Origin of the sequence: Collinsella aerofaciens, assembly GCF_039752955.1 — a bacterium.
Lineage (GTDB): Bacteria > Actinomycetota > Coriobacteriia > Coriobacteriales > Coriobacteriaceae > Collinsella > Collinsella aerofaciens_BI.
This window is the reverse complement of sequence record NZ_JBDMHB010000004.1, coordinates 33,108-52,778: the sequence shown is the minus strand read 5'-3', so window position 1 is coordinate 52,778 and position 19,671 is coordinate 33,108. Positions and strand designations below refer to the sequence as shown.

At 61.0% G+C, this 19,671-nt stretch carries 16 protein-coding genes; 10 read left to right on the top strand and 6 right to left on the bottom strand.

Translation table 11 applies throughout. From position 1 onward, the window contains the following. Positions 1–228: 228 nt before the first annotated feature. Positions 229–1,365, bottom strand: coding sequence for a pyridoxal phosphate-dependent aminotransferase (locus tag ABHR75_RS01975; protein ID WP_346963510.1), 1,137 nt, complete (start codon positions 1,363–1,365; stop codon positions 229–231). 93 nt (positions 1,366–1,458) lie between these two features. Here ABHR75_RS01975 and ABHR75_RS01970 point away from each other — a divergent pair, with 93 nt between their 5' ends. Beyond that, a complete protein-coding gene (locus ABHR75_RS01970) occupies positions 1,459–2,115 on the top strand; it encodes a hypothetical protein (RefSeq protein ID WP_117745805.1) in 657 nt (218 codons plus the stop codon). Here ABHR75_RS01970 and ABHR75_RS01965 read toward each other — a convergent pair. The 5 genes from ABHR75_RS01965 to ABHR75_RS01945 all read right to left on the bottom strand — a co-directional run bounded on the left by ABHR75_RS01965 (position 2,112) and on the right by ABHR75_RS01945 (position 9,265). Next, on the bottom strand, positions 2,112–2,681 hold the full coding sequence (locus tag ABHR75_RS01965; RefSeq protein WP_346963509.1) for a uracil-DNA glycosylase family protein: 570 nt from the start codon (positions 2,679–2,681) through the stop codon (positions 2,112–2,114). The two genes, ABHR75_RS01970 and ABHR75_RS01965, sit on opposite strands and share 4 nt — an antisense overlap. A gap of 3 nt (positions 2,682–2,684) precedes the next feature. Beyond that, positions 2,685–4,061: an alpha-amylase family glycosyl hydrolase gene (locus ABHR75_RS01960; protein WP_346963508.1), complete on the bottom strand. Its 1,377-nt coding sequence runs from the start codon at positions 4,059–4,061 to the stop codon at positions 2,685–2,687. Positions 4,062–4,214: 153 nt separating this feature from the next. Further along, complete coding sequence (locus ABHR75_RS01955; protein ID WP_238022748.1) at positions 4,215–5,411, bottom strand: MFS transporter; 1,197 nt, start codon at positions 5,409–5,411, stop codon at positions 4,215–4,217. A gap of 120 nt (positions 5,412–5,531) precedes the next feature. Beyond that, complete coding sequence (feoB, locus tag ABHR75_RS01950) at positions 5,532–7,943, bottom strand: ferrous iron transport protein B (protein ID WP_238022749.1); 2,412 nt, start codon at positions 7,941–7,943, stop codon at positions 5,532–5,534. A 422-nt stretch (positions 7,944–8,365) separates the two neighbouring features. Next, the gene (locus tag ABHR75_RS01945; RefSeq protein WP_346963507.1) at positions 8,366–9,265 is read right to left on the bottom strand and encodes an alpha/beta hydrolase; all 900 of its coding nucleotides are present in this window, start codon (positions 9,263–9,265) and stop codon (positions 8,366–8,368) included. Positions 9,266–9,432: 167 nt separating this feature from the next. Here ABHR75_RS01945 and ABHR75_RS01940 point away from each other — a divergent pair, with 167 nt between their 5' ends. From ABHR75_RS01940 to ABHR75_RS01900, 9 genes are all read left to right on the top strand, one after another. Next, entirely contained in the window at positions 9,433–10,074 is a 642-nt protein-coding gene (locus tag ABHR75_RS01940) for a PTS sugar transporter subunit IIA (RefSeq protein WP_346963506.1), read from the top strand. Between the two features lie 181 nt (positions 10,075–10,255). Further along, the gene (gene asnS, locus ABHR75_RS01935) at positions 10,256–11,659 is read left to right on the top strand and encodes an asparagine--tRNA ligase (RefSeq protein ID WP_346963505.1); all 1,404 of its coding nucleotides are present in this window, start codon (positions 10,256–10,258) and stop codon (positions 11,657–11,659) included. A 258-nt stretch (positions 11,660–11,917) separates the two neighbouring features. Further along, entirely contained in the window at positions 11,918–12,706 is a 789-nt protein-coding gene (locus ABHR75_RS01930; protein ID WP_346963504.1) for a hypothetical protein, read from the top strand. A 157-nt stretch (positions 12,707–12,863) separates the two neighbouring features. Next, on the top strand, positions 12,864–13,844 hold the full coding sequence (locus ABHR75_RS01925) for an ABC transporter substrate-binding protein (RefSeq protein ID WP_346963503.1): 981 nt from the start codon (positions 12,864–12,866) through the stop codon (positions 13,842–13,844). 204 nt (positions 13,845–14,048) lie between these two features. Further along, the gene (locus ABHR75_RS01920) at positions 14,049–14,972 is read left to right on the top strand and encodes an ABC transporter permease (RefSeq protein ID WP_006234992.1); all 924 of its coding nucleotides are present in this window, start codon (positions 14,049–14,051) and stop codon (positions 14,970–14,972) included. Next, positions 14,965–15,759, top strand: a complete 795-nt coding sequence (locus ABHR75_RS01915; RefSeq protein WP_055250279.1) for an ABC transporter ATP-binding protein — start codon at positions 14,965–14,967, stop codon at positions 15,757–15,759. Before ABHR75_RS01920 ends, ABHR75_RS01915 begins: the two co-directional genes overlap by 8 nt. A gap of 336 nt (positions 15,760–16,095) precedes the next feature. Then, a complete protein-coding gene (locus tag ABHR75_RS01910; protein ID WP_195239368.1) occupies positions 16,096–16,863 on the top strand; it encodes a mechanosensitive ion channel family protein in 768 nt (255 codons plus the stop codon). Positions 16,864–16,956: 93 nt separating this feature from the next. After that, positions 16,957–18,873: a BMP family ABC transporter substrate-binding protein gene (locus ABHR75_RS01905; RefSeq protein ID WP_346963502.1), complete on the top strand. Its 1,917-nt coding sequence runs from the start codon at positions 16,957–16,959 to the stop codon at positions 18,871–18,873. Beyond that, entirely contained in the window at positions 18,870–19,580 is a 711-nt protein-coding gene (locus ABHR75_RS01900; RefSeq protein ID WP_117799696.1) for a metallophosphoesterase family protein, read from the top strand. Before ABHR75_RS01905 ends, ABHR75_RS01900 begins: the two co-directional genes overlap by 4 nt. Positions 19,581–19,671 lie beyond the last annotated feature (91 nt).

Below are 19,671 nucleotides of genomic sequence, written 5' to 3'. Positions count from 1 at the left end.
TACGCTCCGACCGGGAGGGGCAGGGCGAGTTTTCCGCTCGATCAAGTCCTGGGCTCGCACGAAGGCCACATTAAGTGGCCTTCGGCTCGTGCGGAATCTACGGAAAACTCGCCCTGCCCCTCCCGGCCGGAGCTACGTTGCCTTTGCTGCGAATCCTCGTGTCCGTTGGCCGGCGCGCCCCACGCATAACCCTTATGTCGGTGGGCTGATGTGTTGCGTCCCGTTGGGCTATAAGGTTGAAATGAAGGTGGACAGGCGATTTAGGCCTTCGTCCAGGTTTTCGTCGGAGACGCAGTAGCTGAGGCGGATGTGGCCTTCGGTTCCGAAACAGTCGCCCGGGACTAGGGCTACGTTTGCCTCTTTGATGGCTTTGATGCAGAAGTCTTCGCTGGTTAGGCCGAACTTTTTGATGCTCGGGAAAGTGTAGAAGGCTCCTGCGGGCTCTACCACGTCGAGGCCCATGGCGTCTAAGGCTGCGAGTACGCGTTCGCGACGGGCTCGGTAGACTTCGAGCATGGGAGTTGGGTCGACGGTGAGGGCTCGGGCTGCGGCGTCCATTTCGAAGGAGACGGCGCTCGATACTAAGTATTGGTGGGCCTTTGCGATCTCGGCGATGACGGGGGCTGCGGCTGCGAGCCAGCCCAAACGCCAGCCGGTCATGGCCCAGGGTTTGGAGAAGCTCTCGATGACTACCGTCTGCTCGCGTAGCTCCGGGTGGCGCTGGGCAAAGCGCTCGTAGCCGTCCACGTAGACCAGGCGGTTGTATACATCGTCGCAGACCACGTAGATGCCCGCCTCCTCCGCCACGCGCGCCACGGCGTCGAGCGACGCCGTGTTGAGGATGCAACCCGTAGGATTGTTGGGCGAGCAGATGACGATGGCCTTGGTCGCCGGCGTCACGTAAGCACGAAGTGCGTCCTCGTCAATCTGGAATTGCGCAGGCTCCGTATCCAAAAAGACCGCCTTGGCGTGATTGGCCACGACGATGCTCTCGTACAGGCCAAAGGCCGGCGTGGGAATAATGACCTCGTCGCCTGGGTTGAGCATAGCCATGAATGCTGCCGACAGGGCCTCGGTCGCACCGTCGGTCAGAATGACCTCGTCCGCCGAAAACGTAAGGCCCGCATCCCCCATGTAGGCAGATAACGCCTCACGCAGGGCGGGGCGACCGTTGTTGGGCGGATAGTGCGTGTCGCCGCGGTCCAGTGCGGCGGTCACCTCGGCGCTAATCACATCGGGCGTGGGAAAATCGGGCTCGCCGAGCGCGAGCGCGATGCACCCCGGATGCTGGGCGGCGAGCGCGTTAATCCGACGGATGCCGGAGGGCTTGAGCGTGGCAAGCGAGGTATTCATGGGCAGACGCATGGCGTTCCTTTCGTAAGGGTTGCACTAGGATAGCGCGGCGGGGCGCCACCAGACGGTGTAACCTAAACGGAAACCAACCGGAAAGGAGGCAGCATGGAGACGACCGCACGCGGCGATGTACCAAAAACACTGCAAACCATTGCGTATATCAGCATTCCCAATAGCGACGATCTTGAGTTTTTGCTCTGGGACCTGCAGGATGCCATCACCGCCTATGCACAGCTTTCCGGCACCGCACTCCCCCACCCGGTCGACTTGAAGGCAAATGACGCCGGCAGCGTTGCCGATGGCATCGTGCTGGCCATTGAAGATGTGGCTGACGATAAGACGTTGACAGCCATCGAGCAGGCGCTTGAGCGCTTTGGCGGTACGGGAACGCGTGTCTACGCCGCGATTCGAGCCGCACAACAGGGCACTGAGCAGGCGCGTGAGACCGCCGTTCGCCTGCACAAGGCATGTGAGCGCCATAACCAATTGTGGTGTGGCGGCGTTGCCATCTGCGCTGGCAGCGGCATTGCGGCGCTTCGTCGCTCCCCGCGCATGGGACTCTTGCGGCGACCGTTTTCGGAGGCCATGGACAAGCTCGTGGGCGCCGTTCGTATGGGGTGTTCCGTCGAACACGCGCAGAAGCTCAGTGGCGCCGCAACGGGCGGCGTCGACACCGACGGCATGGTGCGCGCCACGCCTGCACTGCCCACACCGATCTGGCACGCCGTTATGAGGCATCTTGCCGAGCACTCAAACTGCTAAATCGAAAAAGCCTGCCAATCAGCGGCGCCGCTCCAACGCTCGACAAGGCGTTCCAGACGCCACGCCGCATTGGCGGGACTTGTCGACGGCAGAACGATGGCCGGCAGCCCGGTGCGCTCTTGTAGATAGCGCTTGTAGAGCCGGCCAGCTGTACCACCGTTGCATATCACCTGCTCAATGGGAGCTGCGCCGGTAATGCGCTCGATATGTGCCGGCACAACGTTGCGGATGCTCGCGTCGCTCGAGCCCTTAATGTCGCAGCTCTCGATTGCATCCCACAGGGCCACGCCGCCGTTCAGCAGCATGGCCCGCTTGGCGGCAATGGAGGCATCGAGCGTCGCGGGCTCACCGCTTGCCAAAGGATCGCCCTCGTTGGGCGGCACAGGCATACCGAGGCACGTGGCCATCACACGCCAAAAGCGATTCTGAGGGTTGCCGTAATAAAAGGCATTGGCGCGCGAAAGCACCGAGGGAAACGACCCGAGCACCAAAACGCGCGAGTGCTCGTCAAACACGGGCTCAAACCCATGCTCAATATGTTGATAGCCCTCGTCAGACACGGCCATGGGCTAGGCCCTCAGCAGATAACGCACCTCGTAGGGTGCAAGCTCAAGGGTGCCCGTCAGCTCGACCGTGGGCGCATCGTCGGCAAGCAGATCGACGAAGGAGCCGTTGAGCTCGCCGGTGCCAAAGGTGTAAGGCTCGTCCACGGCGTTCACCGCCACGAGCACCGTCGCACCGTCACAAGCGCGTTCGAACAGCAGCTGCTTATTCTGGATCACCACGTTGCGATAGGCACCGTAGTTGAGAGCACGGGCAGCCGCGTCGTCGGCCGAGCGAAGGTGCGCAAGCTGCGTGATGAACGCCGTCAGCTCGTTGGGCGCAGGCTCATTGAGCGCAGGTCGCAGCGCCCAGTCGCCATCGGGGCCACCCTTTTCGCCGGCAATTCCCCACTCGCTGCCATAGTAGACGCACGGGATGCCCGGCATGCCAAAGAGCATGCCGTAGGCGGGACGCAGACACGACTTGTCGGTGAGGATACTTGCCAGGCGCGGCACATCGTGGTTGTCGACAAACGACAGCAGATGTTTGCCGCGGTAGATGCACCACGGATCGCCGCCAAACTGGCGGTGCAGCGAATGGGCGATCTCGAACATGTTGGCCGAGTTAAAGCTGGAGTACAGGCCCTTGTAGCACTCGTAGTTGGTGCAGGAGTCGAGCATCTCGTCGTTGACGATTTGGTTGTAGTCGCCGTGGAGCGTCTCGCCGATCAGCACAAAGTCGGGCTTGAGCTCACGGGTAAAGGCGTGCAGGCGGCGCATAAAGTCGCGGTCGAGCATATAGGCAACGTCCAGGCGCAGGCCGTCGACGCCAAAGACCTCGGCCCAGCGGCGCACGGACTCGAGCAGGTAATCGACCACAGCGGGATTTTGCAGGTTGAGCTTCACAAGCTCAAAATGGCCTTCCCAGCCCTCGTACCAAAAGCCATCGCCATAGCAGGAATCGCCGTCAAAGCTAATGTGGAACCAGTCCTTGTACGGCGAGTCCCACTTGCGCTCCTGCACATCGCGGAAGGCCCAAAAACCGCGGCCGACGTGGTTGAAGACGGCATCGAGCACCACGCGGATGCCATGGGCATGCAGCGTGTCGCATACGGCGGCAAAGTCGGCGTCCCCACCCAGGCGACGGTCGATATGGCGCAGGCTGCGTGTATCGTAGCTGTGGCTATCAGATTCGAGCGGTGGGTTGATGAGCACAGCGCCAACGCCGAGTTCCTGCATGTAGTCGGCCCACTTGGCGATTTTCATAATGGGAGCATCGGGGTTAGGAGCAACGTTGACGGCCTGGGCAAGCTCGTCCTCGGCAACGGGTGCGGCGTTTTCGCGCGGAGCCCCGCAAAAGCCCAGCGGATAGATCTGATAGAACGTCGTCTCGTATGCCCACATAGCAACCTCCCGGTAAGCTCAACACAACGACATCCATTGTATGCCCAGCTTGTATCCTCTCCCCCAAAATAAGTTGCGGTGGAATAGTTCCTGTCTGGGCCTTCAGAAGCCTTAAACAGGAACTATTCCACCGCAACTGATGAGGGGACGTGATTAGGCGACGGGCTTGGCGCGGCGGATGGCCGGAAACAGCACGGTGATGGCGAGGATGACGCCCACGACGGCAATCGCCCCGCCCGCGAAGCCGATCCAAGCGATACCGGGACCCGAAACCACGGCGCCGCCGATTGCGGTGCCCGTGCCGATACCGAGGTTAAACAGGCCCGAGAAGATCGACATGGCGACGGCTGACGAATCTGCCGGCGTGTGCTTGATGAGCTCGGCCTGGAACGCCACATTGAAGGCCGTGGCGCAGCAGCCCCACAGTGCGCAGACGGCAAGCACTGTCACGAGCGACGATGCGGCCGGCCCCATGAGCAGCAGGGCCGCCGGCACGCCGGAGAGCGTGATAGCCAAGAACGGGAAGCGATGCCCATCGAACAGGCGGCCAAACAGCCAGCTTCCGAGCAAACCAGAGCAGCCAAACGCCGTCAGCGTCATGGTGATGGCGCCCGCATCGACGTGCGCGACCTGCGCCAGGAAGGGCTCGATATAGCTGTAGCTTGCGTAATAGCCGGTCGCCATGAAGACCGTGACTGCGTAGAGCGCGATGAGGAGCGGGTTCTTGAGCAGCTCGGGCAGCTGTTTGACGGTAAAGCGCTCACCCGCCGGCATGGCCGGGAACACCGCTGCCTGGTAGACGACCGCGATGGCTGAGAGGCCCCCGACCACGGCAAACGTCATGCGCCAGCCCACGGCCAAGCCAATGGCGCGACCGAGAGGCAGGCCAAAGATCTGCGCGATGGACGAGCCCGTGGCGATCATGCTGATGGCGAGCGCGCCGTGGCGAGTGTCGACCAGGCGCGAGGCCATAATCGAGGCGACTGACCAGAACACGGCATGTGCGCAAGCGACCACCAGGCGCGCGCAGACCAGGATGGGATAGGTCGGCGCCACAGCGGACAGGAACTGACCGAGCGAGAACACGGCCAGCACGCCCAGCAGCATCCGCTTGAACTCGAAGCGCGAGGCAAACACCATGAGCGGCAACGACAGCAGCATGACGCCCCAGGCATAGACCGAGATCATGATGCCCGCCTGGGCCTCGGTGAGCGAGAACGACGCGGCGATATCAGTCAAAAGGCCGATGGGCATAAACTCCGACGTGTTGAACACGAACGCACAGCAGGTGAGCCCGACGAGTGGGAGCCACTGCTTGAGCGTGATGCCGTCTTGCCTTGTCTGAGTCATATATAACGTCTCCAATCGTTTTGAGCGGAGGCGATTATATAGCAACGGCCCCGCATCCGTCAGTACAGATGCGGGGCCGAAAACAATTCGATACACAGAGGTTGCGCCGTCAATTCATAACTAAGCCAACCCCAGCAATATGCCCGCCGAATGCACGACAAACGCCACGATCCAGGCAACGGCGACCTGAAACGCGAATACGGCCACGGCATAGCGCGCGCCCAACTCGCTCTTGACGGCGCCGATTGCCGCCACACAAGGCGGGTACAGCAACGTAAAGACCAAGAACACGTAGGCGGTAAACGGCGAAAACATGGTCGACAGCGCCGCGGGCGACGTTGCGCCCAAAAGCACCGTGAGCGTCGAGATGACGCTCTCCTTGGCAATGAGCCCCGTGACGAGCGCCGTCGAGGCGCGCCAGTCGCCAAAACCGAGCGGGGCCAACACCGGCGCGATGATGCTACCCAGACCGGCAAGCAGGCTTTGCGACTGGTCGGCGACCACATTAAAGCGGATATCGAACGTCTGAAGGAACCAGATGACCACGGTCGCGGCAAAGATAATGGTAAAAGCCTTGGTGATAAAGTCCTTGGCCTTATCCCACGCTAGCATCACCGTCGTCTTAATACTCGGCAGGCGGTAATTGGGAAGCTCCATGATAAACGGCACCGGGTCGCCCTTAAATGCCGTGCGGTTGAGCACCAAAGCCGCGATGCAGCCGACCATGATACCGATCAGATAGAGCGAGACCATGGCGGGAACCGTCGCCTGCGGGAAAAACGCCCCGCACAGCAAGCCGTAAACCGGCAACTTGGCTGAGCAGCTCATAAACGGCGTGAGCATGACCGTCATCTTGCGGTCGTGCTCGGATGGGAGCGTACGGGTCGACATGATAGCCGGCACGGTGCAGCCAAAACCGACGAGCATGGGCACAAAGCTGCGGCCCGACAGGCCGAAGCGACGCAGGACTTTGTCCATGACAAAGGCTACGCGTGCCATGTAGCCGGAGTCTTCCAGAATGGAGAGGAACAAGAAGAGCACGACGATAATCGGCAGAAAGGTCAGCACGCTGCCCACGCCCGTAAGCACGCCGTCGACAGCCAGCGAGCGCACTACGTCGTTGGTACCGAACGCCTTGAGGCCCGCATCGGCCGAGGCGATGATGGCAGCGATACCGTCCTCCATAAGTCCCTGCAACGCCGCGCCGATCACGCCAAACGTCAGCCAAAAGACGAGGCCCATAATCACCAGGAACGCCGGAATGGCTGTGTAACGACCTGTCAGGATGCGGTCAATCTTGACGGAGCGCACGTGCTCGCGGCTCTCGTGCGGCTTGACGACGCAACGCCCACACACGTCGCCGATAAAGCTAAAGCGCATATCGGCCAGCGCGGACAGGCGGTCGGTGCCAGCCTCGCCCTCCATCTGGGTAATGATGTGCTCGATGGCGTCGAGCTCGTTGCGGTCCAGGTGAAGCGCCTCGGTTACCAGCTCATCGCCCTCGACCAGCTTGGTCGCCGCAAAACGCACGGGGATGTGCGCCGTCGCGGCATGGTCCTCGATAAGGTTGGCAATGCCGTGGATGCAGCGATGCAGCGCACCGCCGTCCGGACCGTCGGGCGCACAAAAGTCCAGGCGACCAGGGCGCTCGCGAAAGCGCGCCACATGCAGGGCATGATCCACCAGCTCGCCGATGCCCTCGTTGCGGGCAGCGCTAATGGGGACAACGGGCACGCCCAGCAGGCTCTCGAGCAGGTTGACGTCCACGGCGCCGCCGTTGGCCGTCACCTCATCCATCATGTTGAGCGCGATGACCATGGGGCGGTCGAGCTCCATGAGCTGCAGTGTCAGGTACAGGTTGCGCTCGATGTTGGTGGCGTCAATGATGTCGATGATGGCGTCCGGGCGCTCGTCAAGGATGAACTGACGGCTCACGACCTCTTCGCCTGTGTACGGCGACAGGGAGTAAATGCCAGGCAGGTCGGTAACGCTCGCCTCGGGATGGTTACGGATGGTGCCATCTTTGCGGTCGACCGTCACGCCGGGAAAGTTACCGACGTGCTGGTTGGAGCCCGTCAGCTGGTTGAATAACGTGGTCTTGCCGCAGTTTTGGTTGCCGGCGAGGGCAAAGTGCAGCGGCGCGCCCTCGGGCACGGCCGTCTTTGCCGCACGGGGCGAATACGTCCCCTCGCCCAGAGCCGGATGCTCCGTCGTGCCGATTGCGGCGTTAGCGCGCGGACCCGTATCGGTGTCGTGAATACCCACGAGCTCGATGCGAGCGGCATCGTCCTTGCGCAGCGTCAACTCGTAGCCACGTAGGCGGATCTCGAGCGGGTCACCCATGGGGGCGTACTTCATCATGGTGACTTCGGTGCCCGGCGTTAGACCCATGTCCAAAATATGCTGTCGGAGTGCCTGATCGTCCGATGCCACCGATGCGACAACGGCGTCCTTTCCAATCTCGAGTGTATCGAGCTTCACGTCCGTGTTCCTCCCCCGGCGCCCACAGGGCGTTGTATTTATGTTCACCATGGCTAACCGTTTGCCATGGCTAACCAATTGTAACCATGCATGATAGCGTGAACACACAACGACGTTCAATCAGCAGATTGGCGCAATGGGGACAGGCAGGAGAGTTCAGGGCCATAGTTTCCCGATGAGGCCTCTCGGGGAAACTACATCCCAGAATTCTGGCTCGAAACGGGATATGGTTTCCCAAACAGGCCTCTTACGGAAAATGCATCCCGGAATCCCCACTCGAAACGGGACGCACTTTCCCAGTCGAGGCCCTATGGGAAACTGCGTCCCACCTTGAAAGGCAAAACTGGGACGCAGTTTCCGGGCGGGGCATCAAAAACGAAGTTGCGGTGGAATAGTTCCTGGATGGACTGGTTGATGCCCCAGATAGGAACTATTTCACCGCAAGTTATTGAAGGGCTGGGATGCCGAGACTCTTACAGATGGCGCTCCAGGAAGCGGAAGGCTAGGCGAATCCAAGGGCGGACCGCCACCTGTTTGTCCTCGTTGTCGACCGCGGTGTTGGCGTTGCCGAGTGAAAGGCCGTGACCTCCCTGGTCAAAGACGTGCATCTCGCAAGCGACGCCCTCCTCCGCCATGCGTTGGGCAAACGGGTAGACCTGCGCAATCGGCGCCGTCTTGTCGTCGGACACGCCCCACACAAAGGTCGGTGGCATCTGACGCGAAACATGCGTGGTGGGGCAGATGTCGGCCAGATGCTCGTCAGTTGCCTCGCCGCCCGTCACCATCGACAGGTAGTCGTTGAGCAAATCGCGCCCCGTCTTGCCGCCCGTCTTTGGCACACGCAAGTCAATGCGCGGATCGCGCGTCTGTATGTCGCGCACATAGGCAAAGTCGAGCAGCGGATAGCCCAGCACCACGGCGTCGGGGCGAACATCCTCCGGACGAGCCCCGGCAAGACCCGCGAAGGGGCCGGTCTTCCATTGCGTCGCCAGCGAGGCGCAGATCATACCGCCCGCCGAGAAACCGACGACGCACACGCGCTTGGGGTCGACATGCCATTCGTCGGCATTCGCACGCACCGTGGCAACCATCTTGGCGAGGTCTGCCTGCGGGTGCGGAAAGCTCACGTCGCCCGTGGCGCTCGTCACATAATTGAGCACAAAGGCCTGGTAGCCGTGGTCCAAAAATGCAAACGCCACCGGGTCCTGCTCATGCGGAGCGATATGCGTAAACCCGCCTCCACCGCAGATAATCACGGCAGGACGACGGCCATTGGGCTTATCGGGCAGCGGCTCGGCCCCCAAAAACGTAAACGTTGCCGGATATTCCTCGGTCGGCTCCTCGCCCCACAGTGCATGGTTCTCGACAATCATTGGTGCTCCCTTCGCGCAAAACGTGCGCACTTTTTATCGCCCTCAAGCGTACCCCAGTTGGGCTCGCGGCGCAGAAACACCCCCGCAATAAGTTGCCCTTCAACTGATATATCACAAAATCGCAGCTCAGAGCCGTCGTTGAGCAGCGTAAAATAAGGGCGCTGACCGTGCCGGGAAACACGTACGAAACGTTTCCGGCAAACTACACGCGCGCGATATGCGCACTTGATACGTTGGAGGCATCTATGGGTCTGCTCGATTCGCTCAAGTCCACGTTCACCTCGACGGGCGAGGCGTCCGTTCCGCCCGCAGCAAGCTTCGCCACCCGCGAAGGCGTCATCTACGCCCCCGTCAACGGCGTGCTCGTCAATCTGGATGAGATTCCCGACGAGACCATCGCCTCGGGCATGCTCGGCCAGGGCTACGGCATCGAGCCCATTACCGACACCATCTACGCCCCCGCCAACGGCCGCATCGGCGCCACCACTGTCACCAACCACTCCATCGGCATGATTACCGAGGACGGCCTGCGCGTGTTCATCCACGTTGGCCTGGGCACCGTGCAAATGAACGGCAAGGGCTTTGCTCGCTTTGTCGAGATGGGCGACACGGTCAAGGCCGGCCAGCCGCTCATCAGCTTCGACCGTGACGCCATCAAGGCCGCCGGCCACGAGGACATCGTGACCGTCATCATCTCTGAGCTCGACCGCCTCAAGAGCATCGACCACGTCGGCGAGTCCGGTACGCTCATCGGCGGCAACCCGCTCGTCAAGCTCGGCGATCCGCTGCTGGTGGCCAAGACCAAGTAGTCAAGCCCCGCGCTGCACAGTCAAAAGGCAACACGTCCAAGCGCCCGCGACCATCTGGCCGTGGGCGCTTTTCGTTTGAAAACCGTCCAGACGACGAGCTATCTGCATAGCCCAAATGAACCAAGCTGCTAGAATATCGAACTGTATGGATAACTGTCATTCAACCATCATGGGAGGATACGTGAACCGCACCAAAATCGCGCAGCTCTATGCCGATGCCGAGTCGCTCGGTGGCCAAACCGTCACCGTTGCCGGCTGGGTCAAGTCCGTCCGCGACATGAAGAACTTTGGCTTCGTTACGCTCAACGACGGCAGCTGCTTCCGCGACCTGCAGGTCGTCATGAACCGCGAGGCGCTCGACAACTACGACGAGATCGCCCACCAAAACGTCTCGGCTGCCCTCATCTGCACCGGCACCGTCAAGCTGACCCCCGATGCTCCCCAGCCCTTCGAACTCACCGCGACCGAAATCGTGGTCGAGGGCGTAAGCGCCCCGGACTACCCGCTGCAGAAGAAGCGCGCCACCGTCGAGTTCCTGCGCACCCAGCAGCACCTGCGCCCGCGCACCAACCTGTTCCGTGCCGTGTTCCGCATCCGCTCTGTCGCGGCTGCCGCCATCCACCGCTTCTTCCAGGAGCAGGGCTTTGTCTACGTCAACACCCCCATCATCACCACGAGTGACTGCGAGGGCGCCGGCGAGATGTTCCGCGTAACCACGCTCGACCCCAAAAACCCGCCCCTCACCGAGTCCGGCGAGGTCGACTGGAGCCAGGACTTCTTTGGCAAGCACGCAAGCCTTACCGTATCCGGCCAGCTCAACGCCGAGAACTTCGCCATGGCCTTTGGCGACGTGTACACCTTTGGCCCCACCTTCCGCGCCGAGAACTCCAACACCACGCGCCACGCCGCCGAGTTTTGGATGATCGAGCCCGAGATGGCCTTCGCCGACCTCAACGACTACATGGATAACGCCGAGGCCATGCTCAAGTACGTCCTTAAGGACGTTATGGCAACCTGCCCCGACGAGCTCAACATGCTCAACAAGTTTGTGGACAAGGGTCTCATCGAGCGCCTGAACCACGTGGCGAACTCCGACTTTGCCCGCATCACCTACACCGAGGCCGTTGAGATCTTGGAGCAGGCCGTCGCCGCCGGCCACAAGTTTGACTATCCCGTCAGCTGGGGTATCGACCTGCAGACCGAGCACGAGCGCTTCCTGACCGAGGAGCACTTTAAGCGCCCGACCTTCGTGACCGACTACCCGGCCGAGATCAAGGCCTTCTACATGCGCATGAACGACGACGGCAAGACCGTCGCCGCCGCCGACTGCTTGGTGCCGGGCATTGGCGAGATCATCGGCGGCTCCCAGCGCGAGGAGCGCCTGGACCTGCTCGAGGCCCGCATTAAGGACCTGGGCATGGCCCCCGAGCAGTACAAGTACTATCTGGACCTGCGCCGCTACGGCTCCTGCAAGCATGCCGGCTACGGCCTGGGCTTCGAGCGTCTGGTCATGTATCTGACGGGCGTGGGCAACATCCGCGACGTCCTGCCGCACCCGCGCACCGTGGGCAACGCCGACTTCTAATCGTCGAACGCTAGCTCGCGTCGCCACACGCCAACGCTCATCGCACAAGCGTCTCTCGACATCGGTCGAGAGACGCTTTTTTCAACAGCATCCGTCAAGCTTTTGGCAAGTTTTTGGTCAGTTGAGCAGGGCTGTTGAAAACTCGACCCGCCGTTTGCCGACGACTACCGACCGCCCAGAGCGCCCTGCGCCCCTGGGAAAGCCCCGCGTCCTAGGCTCCATACCGTCGCCACCCAAAACGGAAAGGACGTGGGCACCATGACCGAAGCCGCTGTTGAAACCTACGACACCACGACGAGGGGCGCCGCCTCGATGGCAGCCTATCGCGCCGTTCGTATCCTGCAGCTCTTGAGCGAAAACACCGGCGAAGACAAGGCCATGCTTTCCGATGAGCTGATCCGGCGCCTCGCCCATCCCGACGACCCCGCCCGCATGCCCATCTCGGCGGCGCGGCGCAGCATCTACACCGCCATCTCCGCGCTTCGCCATGCCGGATACGAAATTGAATACAAACGCGGCGTGGGCTACAAACTTCTTACCCGCCCGCTCACCGATGAAGAGATCATCCGGCTCCACGGTATGGTCATGCGCAACCGCTCCACGCCTATCGCTATCCGCAAGAGCATGGCGCAGCACTTAGTTGCCATGGCGAGCGCCGACGTTCGCGGCTACCTCGATACACCCGAACCCGCTCCAAGCGCAGGCAGCAAGGCTACCAAGGCAACACGCACGCCCATCAAACGAATCGATACCTGCGAACTCGTCGAACAAGCCATCGACCACGGGACCACGGTGAGCTTTGACATCTCGAACGTCACGACTCGTGGCGAAACCGAAGCGGTGCGGATGACGGTCCGGCCCTTTGCCATCAGACAGCGCGATGGGATCTCGTATCTACTGGGAACGGTCTACGACGCCCGAGGCACGGACGACACCCTGCGCACTGTCGAGATAGCCCGCATGAGAAACGTCAGCACACGCCTGCTCGACGGCAAAAAACTCTTTGCCGCCCTGGACGAAGAAGACAGCCCCGCTCCTGCGGCATAAGTCTTGCCGCTGCCCGCCGAATCCCTCTCCGTCCGTCCGGTTCAGTATTAAAAAACTCGCCAGGCTGTTGTAAAAATGGACATCGGCGCTACTATAGACCCACTTGCACTTTTTCTCAGTGCAGTGTTTCCAGCCATTTTATACTGGGGGTAATGATATGAAGGACATCACCATCAGCCGCAGGAGCCTTCTGGTCTCCGCTGGCCTGCTCGCGCTCGCTCCGCTCGCCGGATGCGGCGGCAATTCTGGCTCCGGCTCCGCTGCCGCCGGTTCCGACTACACCATCGGCGTTCTGCAGCTCACCGAACACTCCGCACTCGATGCCGCCAACGACGGCTTTGTCAAGGCCATCAAGGAGAGCGGCCTTAAGGTCAAGATCGACCAGAAGAACGCCCAGAACGACCAGTCCACGTGTAAGTCCATTGCCGACAAGTTTGTGGGCGACAACGTCAACCTGATTTATGCCATCGCCACGCCCGCCGCGCAGGCTGCCGCCGGTGCCACGGCCGATATCCCCATCGTGGGCTGTGCCATCACCGACTACGCCGCCTCCGGCCTGGTACAGGACAACGACAAGCCGGGCACCAACGTCACGGGCGCTTCCGACCTCACCCCGGTCGCCGAGCAGCTCGAGATGATGCAGAAGGTCCTGCCCGACGTTAAAAAGGTCGGCCTGCTCTACTGCACCGCCGAGTCCAACTCCGACGTCCAGATCAAGGCCGCCAAGAAGGAGCTCGACAAGCTGGGCCTCGAGTACACCGACTTCACCGTCTCGAGCTCCAACGAGATTCAGTCCGTCGTCGAGTCTGCCGTGGGCAAGGTCGACGCGCTGTACTCCCCCACCGACAACACCATCGCCGCGGGTGCCTCGCAGGTCGGCCAGATCTGCAAGGAAAACAAGCTTCCCTTCGTGACCGGCGAGGAAGGTATGTGCATGGCCGGCGGCCTGTTCACCCTCTCCATCAACTATGAGGACCTGGGCTACGCCGCGGGCGAGATGGCCGTTAAGATCCTGAAGGGCGAGGCCAAGCCCGAAGACATGCCGATCAAGCACCTTTCGAGCAAGGACCTGGTCGTCGTCAAGAACGACGAAATGGCCGAGGCCCTGGGCATCGACCTTTCCGCTCTGGACGAGTAGCGCCATGCGCGGTAACGCGTCTAGGGCCTGCACGCGCGCCACAGCCGCGTTATTCAATATCTGAGTCCTTGGGGCGAACGCTAAAGACCGGCGTTCGCCCTGCTTGTTTCGGATGAGACAAAACATCCGTCCGCAGCTCTTTTATACATTGTTACCGCTATCATGGTGACTCACGTGTCCACCCTATCCTAGGAGGTATAAAGCATGCTCATTGCATTGCAGGGCGCCGTTTCGCAGGGCGTCCTCTGGGGCATTATGGTGCTTGGCGTGTTTATCACGTTCCGCCTGCTCGACATTCCCGATATGACCTGCGACGGCAGCTTTGCCCTCGGCGGCTGCGTCTGCGCTGTGCTCATCGTCAATAACAACGTCGACCCGCTGCTCGCCGTGCTGGCCGGTATGTGCGCCGGCGCCATCGCGGGCGCCGTCACGGGCATTCTGACCACCGTCTTTGAGATTCCCGCGATCCTCGCCGGAATCCTCACCCAGATCAGCCTGTGGTCCATCAACCTGCGCATCATGGGCAAGTCCAATACGCCCATTCTTGCCAAGGGCACCGTGTTCTCGGCCGTCAGCAATATGACCGGTCTGCCGCAGTCCACCGTTGCCATCATCTTGGGCATCCTGCTCGCCGTGGCTATCGTTGCCATCTTGTATTGGTTCTTTGGCACCGAGATCGGCTCGGCGCTGCGCGCCACCGGCAACAACGAGTACATGATCCGCGCTCTGGGCGTCAACACCAACTCCACCAAGATGATCGCTCTCGTGCTCTCCAACGCCCTCATCGGCCTTTCGGGTGCGCTTATCTGCCAGAGCCAAAAGTATGCCGACATTGGCATGGGCACAGGCGCCATCGTTATCGGTCTTGCCGCCATCGTCATCGGCGAGGTGCTCGGCCGCCTGCTGCCCGGCGGTCTCACGCAGTTTAGCGTCCGTCTTGCCTCCGCCGTCTTTGGCTCCGTGGTGTACTTCCTTATCCGCGCCATCGTACTGCAGTTGGGCATGGACGCCAACGACATGAAGTTGCTCTCCGCCGTGATCGTCGCCGTGGCCCTGTGCGTGCCCGTGGTTTGGGAGCGCTATAAGCTCCGCAGCTCCTACACGAAGGGGGATGAGGCAGATGCTTAAGCTCTCGCACGTCAAGAAGACCTTTAACAAGGGCACCGTCACCGAGAAGCGCGCGCTCACCGGCGTCGACCTCACCCTGAATGACGGCGACTTTGTAACCGTGATCGGCGGCAACGGCGCCGGCAAGTCCACGCTGCTCAACATGATCGCCGGCGTGTACCCGCTCGATTCGGGCGTTATTGAGCTCGACGGCACCGACATCTCGCGCCTGAGCGAGTCGCAGCGCGCCAAGTACCTGGGCCGCGTGTTTCAGGACCCCATGCGCGGTACCGCTGCCGACATGCAGATCGCCGAGAACCTGGCCCTCGCCAAGCGTCGCGGCCAGCGTCGCGGCCTTTCGTGGGGCGTCACCAAGGCCGAGAAAGATGAGTACGTTGAGCTGCTCAAGCGCCTGGACCTTGGTCTGGACACGCGTCTCAACGCCAAGGTCGGCCTGCTCTCGGGCGGCCAGCGCCAGGCACTCACCCTGCTGATGGCCACGCTCACCAGGCCGCGCCTGCTGCTGCTCGACGAGCACACCGCGGCCCTCGACCCCAAGACGGCCTCTAAGGTGCTCAACCTGACCGAGGAGATCGTCGACGAGAACCACCTGACCACGCTCATGGTCACGCACAACATGAACGACGCCATCCGTCTGGGCAACCGTCTGATCATGATGCACGAGGGCCATGTGATCTACGACGTGGCCGGCGACGAGAAGAAGTCGCTCACCGTGGCCGACCTGCTGCAGAAGTTCGAGGAGGTCTCGGGCGGCGAGCTCGCCAACGACCGCATGCTGCTAAGCTAAAACCTGCCAAAAAGGGACAGGTTTATTTTGGTAGGTTTTATCTGCGCAAACGCCAAAACCGCCGCAAAGGGACAGAGGCCCTTGCGGCGGTTTTCGCATATTATGTCGATAATCCAGCGTCAGCAGGAACTACTGGTTAAGGACTAAGGAAACTGCCACGAGAAGCTCTCTTCCCCGTCTCGCCTTGACCGCCGCACTCCTTGCCGGCGTGCTCGCCGGCGCCCCAGCTTACGCCACCGCGGCCACCCCATCTCAAGTTATCGGCCCGTCCGATGTGATCGGACGGGCTTCTTGGTGGGTATCATGGTTGGACGATTATTAGGAGGTTTTCCCTACATGGAATTGTTTGAGCCGATTCTTCATTTCTTTGAGCAACGGTGGGTCCACAACATCATCTGGGCCGTCATCTTGGCGATAGGCACCGCCGTCGCCGCCAAGGTCGTATCCAAGACCCTGAACCATCTGCTCAACCGAGACGATAACCCGCTTCCGGCATCGAGTATCTTCATCAACATCGCGCGTGCCGTCATCTGGATGATCGGCGGCAGCTTTATCCTCGACAACTGCTTTGGCATTAACGCAAACGCCCTCGTCGCCGCTCTTGGCGTCGGCGGCATCGCCATCTCGCTGGGCTTTCAGGACACGCTGTCAAACCTTATCGGCGGCATGCAGGTGACGTTTATGGGCATCATCAAGCCCGGCGACAATATCGAGGTCGGCGGCGTATCCGGCGTTGTCCAAGACATCACTTGGCGCCATACGACGATTGAGGATGCCTGTGGACAGACCATCATTGTGCCCAATTCCAACATCTCCAAGAACACGCTCGTGCATTTGATGCCCTTTGGGCGCGTGGCCGTGCCCGTTGCCGTAAAGGACACGTCTAAGTGGGCCTCCCTTGACGTGCTGGCAGACGAGCTCACGAGCGCAACCAAAACGGCCGTCTCGCCCATCTCGGGCTTTGACAAGGAGCCCTACGTACTCTTTAGCGAAATCGGCGACTTTGGCATCAAAGGAAAGATCATCTTTATCGTCAGCGACGACAGCACTACTTTCACGGCAGCCGACGCCTGCATCCGCGCCATCGCCCCCATCATCGCCTAAACCACCGCAAAGGGGACAGGCATCTTTGTAGTGGTTTTCATTCGTGGTACCATGGTTTATATCGTTGTTTAAACGACTAAGGGAGTAGACACCATGGAAGAGGTCTATCGTCAAGCACGCAAGCGCGGCGAGCAGGGACGCCGTCGCGCCATCAGCCAAAGCGAGCACCCGTACCTTACGGACCTCGATAGCCTCGTTGCCCAGCTCCCCTTAGGTCAGCGAGAGAGCGTCGGCCTGAGGGATATTCCGCTCGAAATGGTCGTCGGCACGGTTACCAAGGGCCGTCAGTCTGCCTTTTCGTGCAACTTTATGCCCCTGTTGCCATTTAGCACCGAGTTCGCCCGCAAGTGGTCCAACCTCTACGACATTCAGGTGACCGAGGGCTATCGCGACCCCATCACCGTCACCGAGTTCATGCATCGGTTCTACGTCCAGGAGGGCAACAAGCGCGTCAGCGTCCTCAAATTCCTGGACGCCCCGACGGTTTCGGCCAAGGTCACCCGTCTCTACCCCGGCAAATGGGATTCCGTCGAAAGCCGCCTGTACGGCGAGTTCTGCGCGTTTTGGCGCGTATGCCCCCTATACGAGATCGAGTTCTCGCGCGAGGGAAGCTACGAGACGCTCGCCAAGATGCTCGGCCAGAACCTTATCGAAAAATGGCCGCAGAAAAAGGTCGATTACCTGCGTCACACCTTCCTGCTCTTTAAGCGCGCCTACCTTCGCGCGGGCGGCGGCCACCTGGACATTACGCCCGCCGACGCCATGCTCGTCTACCTCAATGTGTACAACCAGGACCGCCTGCTGGATACGCCGACGGATATCGTCGTAAACCGCCTGTGCAAGATTTGGCGCGAGCTGGTCATTGCCGGCAAAAGTGATGAGGACAAGGTCGATCTTGTCGAAGCACCGAGCGTCGATGAGGAGGAGACGCCCGCCAAGTCCACTTCCGGTGTGCTCAACTTCTTTATGGGCAAGACCGTCTATTCGGCGGCCAACCCCCTGCGCATCGCCTTTATCCATGAGTTCCCCTGTGCGACGTCGAGCTGGGACAGCCTGCACGACCAAGGGCGTCAGTATCTCGATGAGCACTTTGGCGGTATCGTGCGCACCGAGGCGTTCGAGGACTGCCACGATCCGGACGTGTTCTACGCCGCTGTGGAAACGGCTGTCAAGCACGGGGCGAAGGCCATCTTCTCGACTTCACACCGCCTGATGGAATACACGCTCAGGGCTGCCGTTGAGTATCCCCGGGTTCGGTTCCTCAACTGCTCTATCGGCCTTCCCCATCAAAGCGTCCGTTCGTACTTTGGCAAGATGTACGAGGCCAAGTTTCTGCTGGGCGCCCTTGCGGCCAGCATGGCGGACAACCACCGCATCGGTTACCACGCGTCGGTCTTCGCCTCGGGCGCACTCAGCGAGATCAACGCCTTTGCGATTGGCGCCTCGCTGCTCGACCCGCGCGCGCAGGTCATCCTCACCTGGGGCGATGTTCCCGCCGGTGGTCTTGCCGAAGCCATGTGCCGCGAAGGCGTAAGCGTCATGACCGGCGCTGACATGTCAAAGTCGCTCGAAGACCCAACGGCCTACGGGCTTCACCGCTTGGTCGACGGCAAAGTCACCGGCATCGCCATGCCCGTATGGAACTGGGGCCGTTACTACGAGCTCATCGTTCGCAGCCTTCTTCACGGCACGTGGGACGAGACCAGCGACGACAACCAAGTGCGCGCTGTCAACTACTGGTATGGCATGAGCTCCGGAGTTATCGACATCCGTTACGCTCCGGGCCTACCCTACCAAACGCGCAAACTCGTGCAGTTGCTCCGCAACGGCATTGTTGAGGGATCCATCAATCCCTTTGGCGGCGAGCTCCACAGCCAGAACGGCGTGGTACAGATCGAAGGCTTCCCTCCGCTGCCGAGCACGCAGATTGTCGAGATGAATTGGCTGGCGGACAACGTGGTAGGCACCATTCCGCAGCTCGACGATGAGCCGAAAGTCCCTGCCCTATGAAAATCCTTGCAATAGCCGATACCGAAGAACGATGCCTTTGGGAGTGCTTTCGCAAGGAACGCTTTGAGGGAGTCGACCTGATTTTGTCCGCCGGCGATCTGGACCCGGACTATCTTGAGTTTTTGGTTACGGTCATCAACAAACCGCTCATCTACGTGCGCGGCAATCACGATGACCGCTACGCACGTCATGCACCGGGCGGATGTATCTGCGTGGAAGACAGCGTGTACACGTACCGAGGGATTCGCATTGCGGGCCTTGGCGGGTCCATGCGTTATCGCGACGGCGCCAACATGTACACCGAACGCGAGATGTCCAAGCGCATGCGTAAGCTGTCGCGTAAGGTTAGGATGGTCGGCGGGTGCGACATTCTGCTTACCCATGCACCCGCCGCCGGTATGGGTGATCTGGACGATCTGCCGCATCGAGGATTCGAATGCTTTAACACAGCACTCGAATCCTGGAATCCCGACTACATGGTGCACGGACATGTGCACCAAAGCTACGGTTGCGATTTTCAGCGCGAGCGTCAGCATGTGTGTGGAACGACGATCATCAACGCCTGCGGCTATACGCAGTTTGAGCTCGACCAGACGCACTACCCCATCCGCGGCTGGCAAGCAGCCTGGCTCAACTCACAAACCATGCGCCGCGAGCTCAAACGCCACGAAGCCATCGAGTCCTCAACGGCCAGAACACCCTGGTAACCACCTTTAAGGCTTGACGCTGCGCCGGCCCCAAGCACCCCATCTCGCCCCTCAAGCCGTCGCTCGCGTACCAAAGTACGCGTCGCTCCTC